Origin of the sequence: uncultured Alteromonas sp., assembly GCF_963976965.1 — a bacterium.
In the GTDB taxonomy this organism is placed as follows: domain Bacteria; phylum Pseudomonadota; class Gammaproteobacteria; order Enterobacterales; family Alteromonadaceae; genus Alteromonas; species Alteromonas naphthalenivorans.
The window spans coordinates 45,279-58,850 of sequence record NZ_CAXBMP010000014.1 but is presented as its reverse complement, the minus strand read 5'-3'; the positions used below and the strand labels follow the sequence as shown (position 1 = coordinate 58,850).

The window sequence follows — 13,572 nt, the reverse complement described above, 5'->3', positions numbered from 1 at the left end:
CATTTTTTAAGTGGGAAGGAATCAACACCAATGTGGAATCTACGATGCCTATGTGTACTTGTAGCGCTTATTTTACCGAATGTGGCCTTCGCCCATCATGGAAGTAGCGGTCAATTTGAAACGAATAAAACGATTGAGTTGTCTGGCGAGATTACTCGAGTACGGTTAGTTAACCCGCATGCCTATGTGTATTTCGATGTTACGAACGAAGATGGCAGCGTAACAAATATGCGTTGTGAGCTACAGTCAGGCTCGTTACTCAAACGTAGAGGATGGAACACAGAGCAATTCAAAGCAGGCAGTGCTATCACCATTTTAGGCTCTCCAGATAGAAACGACCCCACTACATGTTATATGCAGCAAATTACTTTCGAAAATGGCGTAACCGCTAACCGAAATAGTGTGTTTGATGATAACGGGAGCCTTGTTAACGGCGCAAGTACCGCATCAGCTGTTGACAGTGACGTTACCGTTGAACGCGAAACTATTCGCGCTGATGGAAGACCAAATCTAGCAGGAAATTGGGCAATGGTGCGCAAAGAAGGTAGCAGACCTGGCGGTGGCGGCGCTTTTGCACAGTTAACTGATGCAGGTGCTTTGGCGGTAGAAGGGGCGACTCAAGATGAAAACCCTAGATACCAATGTGAACCGACTAATATCATCATGGATTGGTGGTTCGATCTTATGGTTAATAAAATTGAACAGTCCAGCACACAGATAAACCTAACTTACGGATTTATGAGTCTGACACGTACCATTTATTTAGATGGTACTAAGATGCCCGAAGACTATGAGCCCAATCGAGCAGGATTTTCGACCGGTATATGGGAAGGAAATACCTTAGTGGTAACCACCACTGGCTTTGACGAAGGATGGTTAATGGCGCCCATGGGCGGAGGTCCTGGAGGAAAGCCTGACGATGCTAGCACTGGGGCTAGTATGGGGAGCCCTCAAGGCAACAATCGTCCTCCTCGCCCTGAAGGCGAACCAGATGGTAGGAATGGCCCACCAGCAGGCCCAAGAGGCAATGGCGGTCCACCGTCACCGGCTAAAAACAGCCGTGAGATGGTGATTGTAGAGCGCTTCTCACTAAACGAAGATGGCACGGTCTTAAAACGTGAATATACCATTACCGATCCGCTTTACCTTAAAGCACCTATGACAGGTTCAGATGAAGTCACCTTCACACAAGACAGCTATCAGCCTTATGACTGTGACGACCTTACTGCCGAACGAGGCTCAGGTAATCTTGAGCCTAGCGCCACAACACTCGACAACAAAACTGCAGGAAATGACAATTTAAAAGACGACAACGCAGCCCGTCAATCAGCCATGGGTACGCTGTACAAGCTTGAAGACTCAAAGGTAGGTCAAACCATATCAAATACCGAATGGGGCTACCCTATCGTGCTGTCCTTACATGCAATAGGCATGGCTACCATGGTGGGCATAGCATTAATGCTAACCCTTCGGGTGCTTGGCTTCGCTTCAGTTATTCCGGTTACTGCAATGGCAAACTATTGGAGAGTGGCTTTAGTTGGGTTTGGCATTAATTTAGTTTCAGGTGTGGCGCTATTTTGTGGAAATGCATCAGAGCTTTATTTTAATTGGGCATTTCGGATTAAAATTCTGTTGGTTGTTGCAGGCCTTGTGCTGACATGGCGGTTAGTCATTATTTGTATTAAACAAACTGACAGCGTGTCGACGAAGCATAAAAAACTTGCTGCCGTTGCCATGGTCAGTTGGGTGGCCGCAATTATTGCTGGCCGATTAATTGGCTACATGTCTTAAGGAGGTTACCTATGAATTCATTACTTTCGTGGGTTATCGATACCCTTAATGCTAGCCCTATCAGCAGTTTTGTTATGGACAATGCCGTCGTATTTCCAGCATTAGAAATGTCACATTTTTTAGGGCTGTGTTTGCTTTTTGGCTCGCTGCTGGTAGTTGATTTAAGAATGGTAGGCTTTGCTAAGGCTGTGCCCATCAAGCAGGTTGACGTATTCTTACGTTGGGCGTTGATTGGTTTCGCCATCAATGTGGTTTCGGGCTTACTCTTTGTTGTAGGCGATGCCGATAGGTATCTTGTGAATATTGCGTTTTGGGCCAAAATGGGATGCATAATATTGGCGGGGCTTAACACGCTTTATTTTGTAATACGTGTTAAGCCGCAAATGGCTACTATGCCCATGTCTGCACGTGCGTTGAATACCCCGGCGCAACTAGATAAAAATGCGCAGGTGGTAGCTTGGATATCACTATTCTTGTGGACTAGCGTTATTATTTTAGGGCGCTTTATTCCTTACGTGGAAACCCCGTAATTGACTAGGCTTGTGTGTGCACGGGCTCTGTCAGCTTTTTCTTCAACCTTACTGCCAGCCTTGATTTTAGCTGGCCTCTTAGCTTGTCTGTTATCGTCACCGGTGGCATTTGCCCACGGTGTAGCACAACAAGATCAAGGCTTTATAGCAAATGCCTTCGGTGTTCACATTTGGCCCTTTATGTATTTGGGCGCCAAACATATGGTAACTGGATACGACCACCTGCTTTATCTTGTGGGGGTCATTTTCTTCTTATCGAAATTTCGCGATATAGCTATATTTGTAAGCCTTTTTGCTTTAGGGCATTCCATTACACTGCTGGTTGGTGTGCTGTCTGGTCTTCATGTAAAGCTCTATCTTATTGATGCCATTATTGGCATATCTATTTGTTATAAAGCACTGGAAAACCTAAGCGAGTTTCGCTTTTTAAACCCTAAGATAGCCGTATTTGGTTTTGGGTTAGCCCATGGTTTTGGGCTTTCAAGTAAACTACAAGACTTAGCGCTGTCAGCGAACGGACTTATACCTAACATGTTGGCATTTAACTTGGGTGTCGAAATTGGCCAATTGTTGGCCCTTGTAATTTTGCTTAGTAGCTTATCTTGGTTACGTAAGCAGCCCCACTACCGTGCTGTATCAAACACTGTGAATATAGGGCTATTTGGTGCAGGGCTTGTGTTATTCGGCATGCACATTACCGGCTATTTGTTGCGCTGACATGTATTAGATATGCGTGAGATATGTAATGGTTAACGTATTTGGGTAATGCATTTGGGTAATGCCAATAGACATAAAATACGCCCTGAAAAATGCGTTACAAATAGTACAGCTAACAACAAAAGAAAGCATTAATACTGCGGCGAAAAAAACGCAGTGAAGGAAAAGTTAATAATGACATTGTTGAACAAAATAATACTCACCACCGTCGCGGCTAGCGCTATTTTAGTGGTGGCTATTTTGCCCGCAGAGTATGGCATCGACCCTACAGGTTTAGGCAGTACACTTGGCCTTGTCGACATTGCTAAAAGTGACGGGGCGAAAGCGGAGCTTTCACAAGATAAAAACGCTAACCGTTTTGATACACAAGACTTAACGCTGTCATTTAACATTGGTGAATACGATCCCACCGCCGAGCGTATAAACGAGTCGGTACAAGGGCTAATTCACCTTGAGGATACACCGTTTAAATCAGAAATCTTTGATATTGAAATTGAAGACTACGGCGAAATAGAGCATAAATTCATTATGCCCGCTGACAGTACATTCGTGTATAGCTGGAAAGTACTCAATCCTAGTGGCGAAGGCGTGTATTACGATTTTCATGGCCACCCCTCAAGCCAAAACGCTACCAACTACCCTGAAGGGTTTGAAATGGCCTATGCCAGAGGTGAAGGTACTAGCCAAAGTGGCGCTTTCACAACGCCTTTTCCTGGCTACCATGGCTTTTACTTTATGAATATTGAACAAGGCCCTATTACCGTTAGGGTTACGGTAAGCGGCTACTGGAAAAAACATAAAGAAATGTTCCGTGCGGTAGATGGCAAAGTGATAACCAACGTACCTTTTTGAGCAATTAAAACTGCGTCAATTCGAGCAACATTCAAAGAGCTGTAAGCTGCTGTAAAAAATACGAAAATAACTCCGAGCTAGAACGTAACTTTAATTTTGCGTAAAGCTTAGCGCGATGTACTCGCTCAGTACCAGGCGATATATTTAAGGTATCGGCGGCAGATTGTGATGAATGCCCGGTAATCACCAGCTTAGCAATTTGCCTTTCTCTGGAAGTAAGTAAATCGGGCTCAAAGTTGTTTAGCAAATAACTCACCCTCTGAGAAACAATAGACGACAGGGGGCGTACTTCTTGGGCTTTCTTTTGTGCTGCAAATTCCCAATGCTTATTGAGCAAGGGCACAATAAACTGAGAAATATCTTCGATGAGCTTTATTTCTTGCGGGTTAAAGCTCGCATTAGGTGAATGTCGACCAAGACAAAATTGTATAAATCCGATATCGCCGCAATTCACGAAAATATACAACAAGTCTTCAATATTGCTGGTTCGGTAGTAAGACATATACATCTGCGACTGCATAAACCCTTCTGGCATTAAGCCTGTCCATGGATACACGCCGTCAGAATAGTCATTCATGAAACCCTGGTAGGCTGGGCTAGCCACATAAGCGCCGTCTAGAAATCGAGCGTAAAAGATAGCTTGCTCATGCGCTAGTAAATTTGAAAACAGTAACTGGGGGGCCGTATTTTTGTTATAACAAATGGCTGAACTGCTATCGAATGCTACATAACGGCTAAGTGTATACTCAAGCTCGTTAAAAAAATGTTCACTCCCCAATGCTACCACCAGCGCGGTGTATTCTTGGGCGCGCAATAAATTGGCAGAAGGACTCGCTAGGTTGTCTTTCACTTACATGTCATCTTTGTGGGTGAGTAACCATTTTCGAAATTGACGGATAGCATAATCTTCCTGTCTCTCTTCATCATACAATACATAGAACTTGTGATCTGGTGTGAATGATTGTTCACACGCTACAATAAGATCGCCATTGAGAATGTCGTCTTTTACCAAATATTCAGGCAGTATAGAAACCCCAATATTGTTTTTAACCGCCTGCAACAAATAAATAAAATGGTCGAAATATTGGCCACCAATCATCGATATTTCATTTTCTGTTAACCCTGCTTCTAAAAACCACTTATCGGTGGTAGATATAACATTACTTTGATGAATAAAGTCAAAATTTGCTACTTCACGCATTGTTTTTACCGGCTTTCTGCCACGCAAATATTTAGGAGTACAGACGGCTAAGTAAGTATCTTTCCTAAGCGGCTCAGCGTAATAATGCGGCCAATCTCCATCTCCCCACAATATCGCGAAATCACACAACCGCGTGTTTCTCGCGACGGCTTCAAAATCAGTACCTAAGTCAATTTCTATGTCAGGGTAGTTAATATAAAATTCATTGAGTTTTGGCATTAACCAGGCAATAGCAAAAGTAGGTTCAGTGACCACCTTCAATTTCAATTTTTTCGTATAGTCGGTATTGGAAGATATCTTCTGTGTAACGGCATTGAGGTTGTTTAATATTTTATGTACCTCTTCTGCATACTGTTCGCCCACGGGGGTAAGTGTTAACTGATTGTCTTGACGATAAAACAACTTTCTTCCAATCAAGTTTTCGATATTTTTTATCTGACGACTAACGGCACTCTGCGTTAAATGTAACGACTCTCCTGCATAGGTCATGTTCAAATGATGCGCTACCGCATCAAAACATTGTAGCGAAATAATACTCGGGAGTTTTCTTCCTCTCACTCACATCACCCTTCTCACGTATTCAACACCTAAAACATGCGGTGATGACTTAAACTATTTTTCAGCGCTTTTGTGAAGCATCAATTAAAACACTTTATTAACAGTACCTTACTAAAAATTTACGTATTTAAACATAAACAACCAAGCCAGTAATGGCATTGTTTCACAAGCCATTCCATTTTGGAATAGCGCCAGTATTTTTCGTTGTTTGCTGGTTAAAATTGCAATGAATAATATGAGTGCATCAAAAGAAAATAATTAGTTATAGAAAGTCACTTTTTAAGGGAAATTCAATGTTTAAACCAAACAAGCTAAGAGTTGCAATTTGCTGTGCCTGTCTAGGATCGCCGTTAGTGAGTATGGCGCAAACAGAAACATCTACAGAGAAAACCCCCAAAGCCAATAACGTCGAAAAAATATCGGTAACGGCTACCCGCCGAGAAACAACAATTCAAGAAGTGCCATACAGTATTTCAGCCTACGGCGGAGACGCACTCAAAGAGGCTGGCATTACTGATTTCTCAAGTTTAGCTCGCTCTATTCCTGGCTTAACATTGACCGACGTGGGTCGCGGTAAAAACGGTATTTCGTCGGGCATTATTATGCGCGGACTTAATTTAACCGGTGGTGCACAAGAAGATTTCACCATGACCACCGATCCTGTTGTGTCTGTGTATTTGGGCGAAACGCCACTTTTCGCTAACTTAGAATTACGAGATATGAATCGTGTTGAAGTGCTTAAAGGGCCGCAATCAACTTTATATGGCTCGGGTTCTTTAGGCGGCACTATGCGCTATATCCCTAATAAGCCTGAATTTGACGAAGTCTCTGGAAAGGTTCAAGCAAAACTGTCCAGTACTGATGGCGCGGGTGACTTAAATCATGATGTCGAGTTTGTACTTAACGTTCCTCTTAGCGATACCTTTGCGGTGCGCGGTGTTGTCACCCAACTAGAAAATGGGGGCTATATTGACAGTGATTATATTGCTGGGTTAGATGCCAACAACCAACCTACTGGTGAATATTTCACTGCAGAAGACATCAATGATGAAGATGTCTCTATGGCACGAATTTCAGCGCGCTGGGTTCCAACAGACGATACTGAAGTGCTACTGACTTACAACATGCAAAAAGATGAAGTTCAAGGTTCATCAGCAAGTTCAGAGGCATTAGACAGCTACGAAACTGCCGCAAAAATTATTGAGCAATTTGAACGTGAGACCAATATTACGTCACTGGTGATTGAACATGACTTAGGTTTTGCTGATTTAACCTCGGCCACGTCACTCACAAAAAATGAAGCACAAAGCAAGTACGACCAAAGCTATAACTACGGTTTTTCTTCATGGTGGGGACCTTACTACATTTCGTACTACGGTTATACCGGCGGTGTATCACCAGAAGCAGAGGTTATCGTTGGCGAAAAAACCTATGAAACCGACACCATTACACAAGAATTTCGTTTAACCGGCACCACCGCCCAAGACATCGACTGGTTACTAGGGGTTTACTACAACTCGGTAGACTTTAATACCGTAGCGTACGACTACGTATATGGACTTGACGCTGCCTTCAATATTGTAAACCCAGTCGCTACTGATGTTGGCTATGGCAATCTTCAAGAAACAGAATTTGAAGACTATGCCATCTTTGGTGAAGTAACATTTTACCCTACCGATAAATTGAGCGTCACGGCAGGTCTTCGCTACTTCGAGCAAAACTTCTACGCGAAACAAGAAGTGCTATTACCGGCATGTGAAGAATTTTGGAATACCACATTAGGTTTCTTTACCTGTGGTGATGCTGAAAATGCGGGTATTGACAACAGAGGTTACGCTGCGGGCCAAGATGAGAAAGACTTTAGTGACTTACTATATCGTTTCAACGTGGCCTACGATGTTGATATTGACACTAAGTTATATTTAAACATTTCCCAAGGCTTCCGCCATGGTGGCGCTAACGGGCTCCCTACTACCGGCATATTCGGTGAAAGTGAAGATTATCTATTCTTTGAGCCAGATAAAACCACGAACTATGAAGTTGGCATTAAAGGCAACCTGCTAGATAGCGATGTGTACTACAGTGCCACGGCTTACTACATCGACTGGGAAGATCCAATCCTGCTTGTGCAATCGCCTAATGGTGGGTTCCCGGCCATGATTAATGCACAAAGCGCGGTTTCAAAAGGCATCGAACTGGAAGTGAATGCGCGATTAAGCGACGCATTTAAACTAAACGTTGGCTACACCTACACCAACGCAGAACTAACCGAAGACTTCATTACACCTGGAGGCAGCTTAGGTGCGGTTGATGGCGAGTCATTACCAGGCATTCCTGAATCAACCTTAGTAAGTTCACTGCATTACCAACAAGCCCTTGGTGACGGTATGTTCTCAGCACAAATTGGGGTGTCATTCAAAGACGAATTCACCACGGGTTATCAAATGCCTTCTATTTTCTACGAACAAGGCTACGATGAAATACCTTCATCGGTATTGTGGAATGCCAGTGCTAAGTTTGCTATCGACAGTTGGTCAGTATCATTGTTTGCAGAAAACCTGTTTAACAGCGATGCCCCTACCGCATCAGACGGCGATGGCAAATACATAACCGATACTGCCGCGGGAGAAAGTAAAGCGGGTGAGCAATACAGTATTTCGCAATTAGGTGACCAACTCTATCGTGTGCGTCCTCGCACGGTGGGTGTATCTGTTAGCTATGAATTCTAATAGATTGTACGCTTTACACCTAACAGAGAATAGAAACTTTGAATCAAAACGACGCAAGTTATCATGAGTTGATTCAGGCAAGTTTGGCCGCTAATCATTTAGAAAAAGCGGCCAAAACATGCACTGAGGGACTAAGTCATGAACCTAAAAATGCACTACTTTGGATAGATCTTTCTGAAATAAGCCAACGCTTAGGCCAGAACAAAATGGTAATTAACTGTGCGTTAAAAGCCATAGATTGTGAACCTGATAATGTATGGCATATTTTTCATCTTGCAGGGTGTTATCTTCAATTTCAGGTATTTGACCGGGCTATTAACGCGCTTAACAAAGCGCATTCACTGCTGAATGACCAAAGCAGTGCAGCGTTGTGGGATAAACTGGGTGAGCTAAGGTATCGAGTCGATCAATTAGAGTTAGCAATTTCGGCTCATCAAAAAGCCTTATCTCTTCAGCCTTCCAGCGTATCTACACGTAATCAGTTAGCCGCGTTACTTCGCTTTAATGGAAGCCTTGAACACGCTGAGGTGTTATATCGTGAAGTCATTGCTATGGACAAGGGTAATTACCAAGCTTGTTATAATTTATCTCAGTTACGTCGTTTCAAACCTCATGATGATATTACGCCTTTGCTAGAAGACTGCAGGCAACAGCTTCCACCTGCCGACAAAGGTCATATTATGCTGCATTACGCCAGCGGCAAAGTATGTGAAGATCTTGGCCAATATTCAGCCGCCTTCACGCACTATGCCCAAGGTGCAAAGCGTAAGCGAGATCAACGCTTGTACGATATCAACAACGATAAAGCGCTAATGCAATCGTTGTTATCGATGTCTTCGGCATTAAAAGCGTCTGCGGTAGAAACACCCCAACACGCAGCACAAACCCCTGTGTTTATTGTTGGACTTCCAAGAACGGGGACGACCTTAGTAGAGCGCATTATTGCTAGCCACCCTGATGTCATTAGCGGCGGCGAACTGAATGCCTTTCCAATGGCACTTCTTGAAGCCGGAGGCAAACCGCTTGCCGCTGGTTTAGAAGGTCTAGACGGTGACTTGGTCGAAAAGCTGTCACCACAAGCATTACATTCCATCGCCAAACGCTATATTCAATTAGCCAACAACCATGTGAACAATGCGCCTGTTTTTGTCGATAAACTACCGTACAACTTTCTTTATTGTGGCCTTATTTTACAAGCCATCCCTAATGCAAAGATTGTTCATGTACAACGTAACCCCTTCGACGCCGCATTGAGTAATTTCAAAATGTTGTTCGATAGAGGGTACGAGTACTCCTACGACTTACGTGACACCGCCGATTTCATCGCGGCTTATGGCGCGCTTATGAGCCAATGGAAAACCTTATTTCCTGGCCAAATTCATACTATCGAATATGAGCACTTGGTAAGCGCACAAGAAGCACAAACGCAAAAACTACTCGCATTTTGTGACCTTTCATGGGCACCCGAGTGCATGAACTTTCATCAAAACGACAGCGCTAGTCACACGGCAAGCGCTAGCCAAGTAAGAGAGCCTATTTACAGTCGCTCTGTCAACTTGTGGCGTCAATTTGAATCAGAATTAACACCGCTAATCCATGCGTTTGAAAAGCATGGCATTACGCCAAACTAAACAAGGAACAATAATGGCAAAGCTTGATGTTTTCCAATCTATGTGGGCTATGGAATACCGACGCCCTGACGGGTTTGAACTTAGTCTTGAAGAGAAAATTAAAAAGATATCTGATGCAGGGTTCATAGGAGTAAGCTTTGACATTGGCTATCACACATTTGATACTATTCAAGAAGCTATGCCATTGTTGGCAAAATATAAACTCGATTTAGTGTACAACGCCTTTGTGAAAAGCGTGCCGCACTATCAAGAGATTATCGACTTTGTCGCGAGCCAGCCCATTCAACCTAGATTCATCGCTATTGTTGGCCAAATTGAACCGTGGAACGTGGATGACGTGGCGAATGTCACTAAACAGTGGATGGCAACAAGTGAAAAAGTAGGTATTCCTTCCCACGTTGAAATTCATCGCAACTGCATGACCAACGACCTACTTTTCACGCTTCAGCTTATGCAAGCGGTTCCCGACTTATTAATGGTCGCAGATTTGTCTCATGCGCTGGTTAACCAAGAGTATTATTTACCGCTTCACGAGTTAGCACACCAGCGAATGTCTGAGTTTTTAACCAAAGCAGAAGCGTTTCATGGCAGAGTGGCCACTCGAGAGCAAGTGCAAGTACCATTTTTATTTCCACAGAACAAACCTTGGCTTGATTTGTTTACATCGTGGTGGAAAGAAGGTTTTGATAATTGGATCTCAAGACACGGCAAAGTCAGCGACGATGCTTGTGTATTTTTGTGTGAGCTTGGCCCCCCAGTCTACGCTATCACCGACGCAAATGGCGCGGAATTGAGCGACCGCTGGGAAGAGGCACTCGTCATGAAAGAAATCGCTGAGCAACTGTGGAATGACGCCATCGCTTCAGCCTAGTTCAGCGCGACGAATTTGCACATTGATGAATGAACGTAAAAACGCGCATTCTTATAAAATTAATGAAAGATAAAAGGTTACTATTTTTATGCAACAACAAACATGTGGTGAAGCATTAACTCGCTTATTACAAGCCTACGGTGTTGATACGGTTTTTGGTATTCCAGGTGTTCATACTATTGAACTTTACCGCGGGTTAAAAAACGCTACATTGCAACATATTACCCCTCGCCACGAACAAGGCGCGGGTTTTATGGCTGATGGTTATGCCAGAGTTACCAACAAGCCTGGCGTTTGCTTTATCATTACTGGCCCAGGAATGACCAACATTGTCACCGCTATGGGGCAAGCGCTGCAAGATTCAATTCCCATGTTAGTGATTTCATCGGTGAACCGAACCCAGCAACTGTCTATGGGTGAAGGTCGACTGCATGAACTTCCTAATCAGTTAGCGATCACCTCGCAAGTATGTCGCTACAGCCATACGTTATTAAGTGCCGATAATTTACCTAAAGTGATGGCCCAAGCATTTGCAGTCTTTGGTAGCCAGCGTCCAGGCCCAGTTCACATTGAAATTCCTATTGACGTGCTTGCCGCCGATGCCAGCCATATCGATATGCAACCATGGCCAATGCCAAAAGCGCCAGCGCCCGATATAGACAGCATTAAACAAGCAGCTTCTTTGCTTAGCAGCGCTAAAAAACCATTAATGATTATTGGTGGCGGGGCTAAAAATGTAGACTCAACGGCACAAAAATTGGCAGAAAAACTGAATATGCCGGTGGTAAATACCTGTAATGGTAAAGGTGTCATGCCTCCCAACCACCCATTATTCATTGGCTCTACCCCTTCACACCCCGCTATACGTGAAGCCATTGAACAGAACGCCGATGTAGTATTAGCCGTGGGTACAGAACTTTCTGAAACCGATTACGACTTCTTCTTTCTTGGCGACCTTAATATAAACGGAAAACTAATAAGAATAGATATCGACAGTGCGCAGTTGTTGAGAAATCACAAACCTGACCTACCTATTTTGTCAGACTCACAATTGGCCTTAAACGCTATTTTTGCCCAACTACCTACGCAAAATGAAGATGCAAGTAGTGAAGTTCTCGCCTATTGCGATTCGCTACGAGAGAAAACCAAAGACATGAAAAAGCCGGAGTATGCCGCCTTTTTCCAAACCCTGACAGACACGTTAGGTGAATGTATCATTGTAGGCGACTCCACCCAGCCTGCCTACTACGCGCAAGCCTATTATGAAACAACCAAAACAGCACGCTACTTCCATTCTACTACCGGTTACGGCACTTTAGGTTATGCGTTCCCTGCTGCTATTGGCGCGGCTATTGGCGAACCTTCCTTACCCGTTATTGGTTTAACTGGTGATGGTGGCGGTCAATTTAGTTTAAATGAGATCATTAGTGCGGTAGATGCCAATATTCCGGTTATTTACATTGTATGGAATAACCAAGGGCACGGTGAAATTCGACGTTTTATGGACGATGCCAAGGTAGATAAAGTAGGTGTAGATATTATTCCGCCTAATTATGTTGCACTTGCAAATGCCATGGGCTGTAAGGGTGAGCAGGTAAATAGTTTAGCCGAACTTAAGCATGCACTTACTACTGCCACGCAACACAACGCCCCCTATTTAATTGAGCTTAGTGAATCTGCGCTCAATTGTGGCTATGCGTTTTAAAGGAGTATGCTATGAACGTTTTTCTTACTCGCCCTTTATTTAACACCAAACTTCTTAAAAGCCGTTTGGCAGACCAAGGCATAACCTTAACCACAACAGACTCTGACGACATTTGCCCACCGGCTGCATTACTCGAACAAGCGCAACATGCTGATGCGCTCATTACGCATACCGAAGATACCATCGATGCAGCCCTTATTGCTCAGCTCCCGCCTTCGGTAAAGCTCATAGCAAACTATGGCATTGGCTTTTCAAATATCGATATTGACGCGGCACGGGAAAAAGGGATTTTAGTTACCAACACCCCTACTGATGAAGCCTTTCATGCTACCGCAGAGGCTACCGTAGCCTTATTGGTTTCTATTGCAAGGCAAATACCGGCACTCAACACCGAACGACGGGCGATGAAGCAAGATCCAGCGCCATCGTTCCAGCGCCCTACAGCCGTGTCTATCCGCAATAAAGTTACCGGTATCGTTGGATTAGGGCGCATAGGCTCTCGGGTTGCACAAATGATGCATCACGGTTTCAAAAATACCATTATTTACTTTGATTTGTATGAAAACGAACAAATGGAAAGCGAACTCGGTGCCCGTAAAGTCGCCTTAGACACCCTAATGCAAACCGCCGATTTTATCTGCGTGAACATGCCCCTTTCTGAACAAACGAATAACTTGGTATCTGCCGACTTAATCAATATGATGAAACCAGACGCCGTATTCGTGAATACAGCAAGGGCTGAACTGGTTAATGAGCAAGCGCTTATTAGCCATTTGAACGCAGATAAATTGCATGGCGCAGGACTTGATGTCTACAGCGATAACGTGAATGACATTAACGTCGATAATGTGGCACTTACCTCCCATTTCGCAAATTTCGAAAAAGAAGCCTACACCGCTATGACTAACCTTGTTGCCGATAACGTGATTGGCTATTTAAACCAAGCGCAAGCAGTTACTCCTGTTAACGCACCATTGAGGGAATAAT

11 protein-coding genes are annotated in these 13,572 nt (G+C 43.9%); 9 read left to right on the top strand and 2 right to left on the bottom strand.

What is annotated here, in order from left to right:
* Window positions 1-30: 30 nt before the first annotated feature.
* The 4 genes from AAC006_RS12215 (at window position 31) to AAC006_RS12200 (ending at window position 3,890) form a co-directional block, all read left to right on the top strand.
* Window positions 31-1,791, top strand: coding sequence for a DUF6152 family protein (locus AAC006_RS12215; RefSeq protein WP_126873979.1), 1,761 nt, complete (start codon window positions 31-33; stop codon window positions 1,789-1,791).
* 11 nt (window positions 1,792-1,802) lie between these two features.
* Window positions 1,803-2,321: a DUF6644 family protein gene (locus tag AAC006_RS12210; RefSeq protein WP_126873980.1), complete on the top strand. Its 519-nt coding sequence runs from the start codon at window positions 1,803-1,805 to the stop codon at window positions 2,319-2,321.
* A complete protein-coding gene (locus AAC006_RS12205; protein WP_339891491.1) occupies window positions 2,322-3,038 on the top strand; it encodes a HupE/UreJ family protein in 717 nt (238 codons plus the stop codon).
* A gap of 174 nt (window positions 3,039-3,212) precedes the next feature.
* Window positions 3,213-3,890: a hypothetical protein gene (locus tag AAC006_RS12200; RefSeq protein ID WP_339891490.1), complete on the top strand. Its 678-nt coding sequence runs from the start codon at window positions 3,213-3,215 to the stop codon at window positions 3,888-3,890.
* 31 nt (window positions 3,891-3,921) lie between these two features.
* Here AAC006_RS12200 and AAC006_RS12195 read toward each other — a convergent pair whose 3' ends face one another.
* Window positions 3,922-4,740, bottom strand: coding sequence for a helix-turn-helix transcriptional regulator (locus tag AAC006_RS12195; protein ID WP_339891489.1), 819 nt, complete (start codon window positions 4,738-4,740; stop codon window positions 3,922-3,924).
* Complete coding sequence (locus AAC006_RS12190) at window positions 4,741-5,649, bottom strand: LysR substrate-binding domain-containing protein (protein ID WP_339891488.1); 909 nt, start codon at window positions 5,647-5,649, stop codon at window positions 4,741-4,743. It lies immediately after the preceding gene.
* A 293-nt stretch (window positions 5,650-5,942) separates the two neighbouring features.
* Here AAC006_RS12190 and AAC006_RS12185 point away from each other — a divergent pair, with 293 nt between their 5' ends.
* The 5 genes from AAC006_RS12185 to AAC006_RS12165 all read left to right on the top strand — a co-directional run bounded on the left by AAC006_RS12185 (window position 5,943) and on the right by AAC006_RS12165 (window position 13,571).
* The gene (locus AAC006_RS12185) at window positions 5,943-8,378 is read left to right on the top strand and encodes a TonB-dependent receptor (RefSeq protein ID WP_339891486.1); all 2,436 of its coding nucleotides are present in this window, start codon (window positions 5,943-5,945) and stop codon (window positions 8,376-8,378) included.
* 38 nt (window positions 8,379-8,416) lie between these two features.
* Window positions 8,417-10,009: a sulfotransferase gene (locus AAC006_RS12180; RefSeq protein ID WP_339891484.1), complete on the top strand. Its 1,593-nt coding sequence runs from the start codon at window positions 8,417-8,419 to the stop codon at window positions 10,007-10,009.
* 13 nt (window positions 10,010-10,022) lie between these two features.
* The gene (locus AAC006_RS12175; protein WP_339891482.1) at window positions 10,023-10,880 is read left to right on the top strand and encodes a hypothetical protein; all 858 of its coding nucleotides are present in this window, start codon (window positions 10,023-10,025) and stop codon (window positions 10,878-10,880) included.
* Window positions 10,881-10,968: 88 nt separating this feature from the next.
* Window positions 10,969-12,585: a 5-guanidino-2-oxopentanoate decarboxylase gene (locus AAC006_RS12170; RefSeq protein ID WP_339891480.1), complete on the top strand. Its 1,617-nt coding sequence runs from the start codon at window positions 10,969-10,971 to the stop codon at window positions 12,583-12,585.
* Window positions 12,586-12,596: 11 nt separating this feature from the next.
* Window positions 12,597-13,571 carry an NAD(P)-dependent oxidoreductase gene (locus AAC006_RS12165; protein WP_339891479.1) on the top strand — a complete coding sequence of 325 codons (975 nt, stop codon included), beginning with the start codon at window positions 12,597-12,599 and terminating at the stop codon, window positions 13,569-13,571.
* Window position 13,572 lies beyond the last annotated feature (1 nt).